Below are 4,418 nucleotides of genomic sequence, written 5' to 3' on the forward strand. Positions count from 1 at the left end.
GCCGACGGCCGCGGGGCCGCCCGCTGTTCCCGTCTCCAGGGGAGGTGCGGAGGCCCACTCGCCGCCGACGCCCGTGCCGTGAACCGCGCCGCGAGTCGGCGCCCGCCTGCGGCCGGGTGAGCGGACGGTACTGACGCGGCGTCACATGGTGTGCCGTCGTGAACGCGGAACCCTTGGGGAGACGTACTGCGGTGTGTGACGAAGTGCGACGCTGTCCGAGGCAACTCCTCACCGATGTCCGGCTTCTGGCTATTCGGTGATAACGATTCCGAGTCGGTACGCGTGGCAGTTGCGAAAGTTGGGGATCGTGGTGCGTCTGCGTCCTTACGATCCCGGCAGACTCACGGGGTTGACGAGGGGACACGCATGATGTTTGTACGCGGACGGGTGACCACCCGGCGCGTGGTCGCGGCGCTGGCTTCGGGCCTGCTGGCGGCGGCCACGGTGACGGTGGGTGCCACGCCCGCGTCGGCGGCGCCGGCGCAGGACGCCGATCCGCAGCCGGGCGGTGCCGTCGCCACCCTGGACGGGCTGAAGATCTACGACCAGGCCCTCGTCCGGGAGGACGGCGAGACGACGGAGACGGGCGCGGGCCTCTTCGAGATGTCCGTCGCGGGCGGCGGAAGCCTCCAGACGTACTGCATCGACATGCACAACCCCACGCAGGAGCAGGCCCGCTACCAGGAAGTGCCCTGGAAGACCTCCTCGCTGCACGACAATCCCGACGCGAGCAAGATCCGCTGGATCCTCCAGCACTCCTACCCGCAGGTGAACGACCTCGCCGCGCTCGCCAAGGCGTCCGGCGCCCGGCAGCTCACCCCCCAGACCGCGGCCGCCGGTACCCAGGTGGCGATCTGGCGCTACTCCGACGGCGCCGACGTCTCGGCGGCGGACCCGAACGCGGAGAAGCTCGCCGACCACCTCCACGAGGCGGCCCGCGACGCCGGTGAGCCGAAGGCCTCGCTCACCCTCGAACCGCCGGCGGTGTCGGGGGAGCCGGGCCAGAGGCTGGGGCCGGTCACCGTGCGCACCGGCGCGCAGACCGCCGGCGTGTCCCCGGCACCGGACGCCGCCGCCCGCGGGGTGCGCATCGTCGACGCCGAAGGCGAGGAGATCACCTCGGCGAGCGACGGCACGCAGCTCTGGTTCGACGTGCCCGAGGACGCACCGGACGCCGCCACCTCGGTCACCGTCGAGGCGGTCACCCCGGTGCCGGTCGGCCGGACCCTCACCGGCATCGGGGAGCACGCCACCAGCCAGACCCAGATCCTCGCCGGGTCCAGCGACGCCACCGTCACCGCGACCGCCACCGCGACGTGGGCGGCGGACGGCGCCGTCCCGGCGGTCTCCGCGCAGAAGAACTGCGCGGCGGGCGGCCTGGACCTGACCGTCGCCAACCAGGGCGACGCCCCCTTCACCTTCACCGTCGGTGAGGCCGAGCACACCGTGGACGCCGGCAGCACCGACACCATCACCGTGCCGGTCCAGGAGGACCAGGCGTACCGCATCACGGTGGCCGGCCCCAACGGGCTGTCGCACACCTTCGCCGGGGTGCTCGACTGCGCCACCGTCAGCAGCGGGACGGGCGACGACGAAGGGCCGTCCGTGCAGACGGCCCCGGTCACCGTCGGCGGCAGCACCGGTTCCGTCAACCTCGCGGAGACCGGTTCGGACAGCAACACCCCGCTGCTGGTCGGGATCGGGATGAGCCTGCTGGCGCTCGGTGGCGGTGCGGTGTGGATGGTCCGCAGCCACCGCGGCACCGAACGGCGGACGGCCGGCGACCAGTAGCCGCGCCCGGGGTCCGGGGGTCGAGGTCCAGGCCCCGGGCCCAGCCTCCACGGCCGCCGGGCGCGGCCCGGCGAGTGCGGCGAGACTGAGCGGCCCCGACCAGCAGCGGGGGGTGACCCCGCGGGGCTGCCCGCGGTGCGCCCGACGAGGGTCCTGCCCGCGCGGAACGCCGTCGCACGCCGGGGCGGCCCGGCTCCGGTTTCCACCCAGGGCGTCCCGTACGGCAGGATGGGTTCATCTGCCCACTCCCACATAGCCGGACGGTTTCTCTTGGCTGAGTACATCTACACCATGCGCAAGACGCGCAAGGCGCACGGCGACAAGGTGATCCTGGACGACGTCACCCTGAGCTTCCTGCCCGGCGCGAAGATCGGTGTGGTCGGCCCCAACGGCGCCGGTAAGTCCACCGTGCTGAAGATCATGGCGGGTCTGGAGCAGCCCTCCAACGGTGACGCCTTCCTCTCGCCCGGTTACAGCGTCGGCATGCTGCTCCAGGAGCCGCCGCTGGACGAGTCCAAGACCGTGCTGGAGAACGTGCAGGACGGCGTGGCCGCCATCAAGGGCAAGCTCGACCGCTTCAACGAGGTCGCCGAGCTGATGGCCACCGACTACTCCGACGCGCTGATGGAGGAGATGGGCAAGCTCCAGGAGGACCTCGACCACGCCAACGCCTGGGACCTCGACGCCCAGTTGGAGCAGGCCATGGACGCGCTGGGCTGCCCGCCCGGCGACTGGCCCGTGACCACGCTGTCCGGCGGCGAGAAGCGCCGCGTCGCCCTGTGCAAGCTGCTGCTCGAGGCGCCCGACCTGCTGCTGCTCGACGAGCCCACCAACCACCTGGACGCCGAGTCCGTGGAGTGGCTGGAGCAGCACCTCGCCAAGTACGCCGGCACCGTCGTCGCCGTGACCCACGACAGGTACTTCCTGGACAACGTGGCCGAGTGGATCCTGGAGCTGGACCGCGGCCGGGCCATCGCCTACGAGGGCAACTACTCCACCTACCTGGAGAAGAAGCAGTCCCGGCTGAAGGTCGAGGGCCAGCGCGACGTCAAGCGGCAGAAGCGCCTCAAGGAGGAGCTGGACTGGGTCCGCTCCAACGCCAAGGGACGCCAGGCCAAGTCCAAGGCGCGCCTCACGCGCTACGAGGAGATGGCCGCCGAGGCGGACAAGATGCGCAAGCTGGACTTCGAGGAGATCCAGATCCCGCCGGGCCCGCGACTGGGCAGCGTCGTGGTGGAGATCGACAACCTCTCCAAGGCCTTCGGCGACAAGGTCCTCATCGACGACCTCTCCTTCACCCTGCCCCGCAACGGCATCGTCGGTGTGATCGGCCCGAACGGCGCCGGCAAGACGACGCTGTTCAAGATGATCCAGGGACTCGAGGAGCCGGACTCCGGGTCGATCAAGGTCGGCGAGACCGTCAAGATCTCCTACGTCGACCAGACCCGCGCCAACATCGACCCGAAGAAGACGCTGTGGGCCGTCGTCTCCGACGAGCTGGACTACATCAACGTCGGCCAGGTCGAGATGCCCTCCCGCGCCTACGTCAGCGCCTTCGGCTTCAAGGGCCCGGACCAGCAGAAGCCGGCCGGCGTGCTGTCCGGCGGTGAGCGCAACCGGCTGAACCTGGCGCTGACCCTCAAGCAGGGCGGCAACCTGCTGCTGCTCGACGAACCGACGAACGACCTGGACGTCGAGACGCTGTCCTCGCTGGAGAACGCACTGCTGGAGTTCCCCGGCTGCGCCGTGGTCGTCTCCCACGACCGGTGGTTCCTGGACCGCGTCGCGACCCACATCCTCGCCTACGAGGGCGAGAGCAAGTGGTTCTGGTTCGAGGGCAACTACGAGTCCTACGAGAAGAACAAGATCGAGCGCCTCGGCCCGGACGCGGCCCGTCCGCACCGGGCGACCTACAAGAAGCTGACCCGGGGCTGACGTGCGGCACATCTACCAGTGCCCCCTGCGCTGGTCGGACATGGACGCCTTCGGGCACGTCAACAACGTCGTCTTCCTGCGGTACCTGGAAGAGGCGCGCATCGACTTCATGTTCCGGCTGGCGCGGGACGCCCGCTCCGACGCGTTCACCGGCGGGTCCGTGGTGGCCCGGCACGAGATCGAGTACCTGCGTCCGCTGGTCCACCGGCACGAGCCGGTGACGGTCGAGTCGTGGGTGTCCAAGCTGGGCGCCGCCTCGCTGACGATCTCCTACGAGATCAAGGACGCCGACACCCTCTTCGTCCGGGCGGCCACCGTCGTCGTTCCCTACAACCTGAAGGAGGAACGTCCCCGCCGGCTCACCGCCGAGGAGAGGTCCTTCCTGGAGACGTACCTGGATGACACCTTCCATGAGCGCGCAGCGACTCGTATTCGCTGATCCCGGCGGAGCGGCAGGCCTCTCCGCCTTCCTGGAGCGGCTGCTGCGCTGGGAGAAGAACGCCGCCGTCCGCATCCAGGCGGGTGGCGGCGTGGCCGGGGTCTTCGCCCGGCCCGCGCGGTTCGAGGTGCTCGCCATCCGCACCGCGCGGCTGCGCACGCCCGTCGAACTGGACACCACCGTCTCGGCGGGGGAGCTGCTGGAGGCCGTGGACGAGCGCCGAGGCACGCTCACCGCGCCGGCGGCCGTCACC

3 protein-coding genes and 1 pseudogene are annotated in these 4,418 nt (G+C 70.6%); all 4 read left to right on the forward strand.

The window, feature by feature from the left end; all coding sequences use genetic code 11:
• Nucleotides 1–366: 366 nt before the first annotated feature.
• Nucleotides 367–1,791 carry a Cys-Gln thioester bond-forming surface protein gene (locus tag ACYVE9_RS17065; RefSeq protein WP_461028728.1) on the forward strand — a complete coding sequence of 475 codons (1,425 nt, stop codon included), beginning with the start codon at nt 367–369 and terminating at the stop codon, nt 1,789–1,791.
• A gap of 270 nt (nt 1,792–2,061) precedes the next feature.
• Entirely contained in the window at nt 2,062–3,726 is a 1,665-nt protein-coding gene (gene ettA, locus ACYVE9_RS17070) for an energy-dependent translational throttle protein EttA (RefSeq protein ID WP_461028729.1), read from the forward strand.
• 1 nt (nt 3,727) lies between these two features.
• Nucleotides 3,728–4,165 carry an acyl-CoA thioesterase gene (locus ACYVE9_RS17075; RefSeq protein WP_461028730.1) on the forward strand — a complete coding sequence of 146 codons (438 nt, stop codon included), beginning with the start codon at nt 3,728–3,730 and terminating at the stop codon, nt 4,163–4,165.
• A pseudogene (locus tag ACYVE9_RS17080) lies at nt 4,137–4,418 on the forward strand (hypothetical protein); the annotation flags it as partial. The gene ACYVE9_RS17075 and the pseudogene ACYVE9_RS17080, both read left to right, overlap by 29 nt.

The organism is Streptomyces sparsus, assembly GCF_054776295.1.

Excerpts from the sequence above, each read along its gene's own strand:
- ACYVE9_RS17065 (WP_461028728.1), top strand. The coding sequence starts at position 367 with ATGATGTTTGTACGCGGACGGGTGACCACCCGGCGCGTGGTCGCGGCG.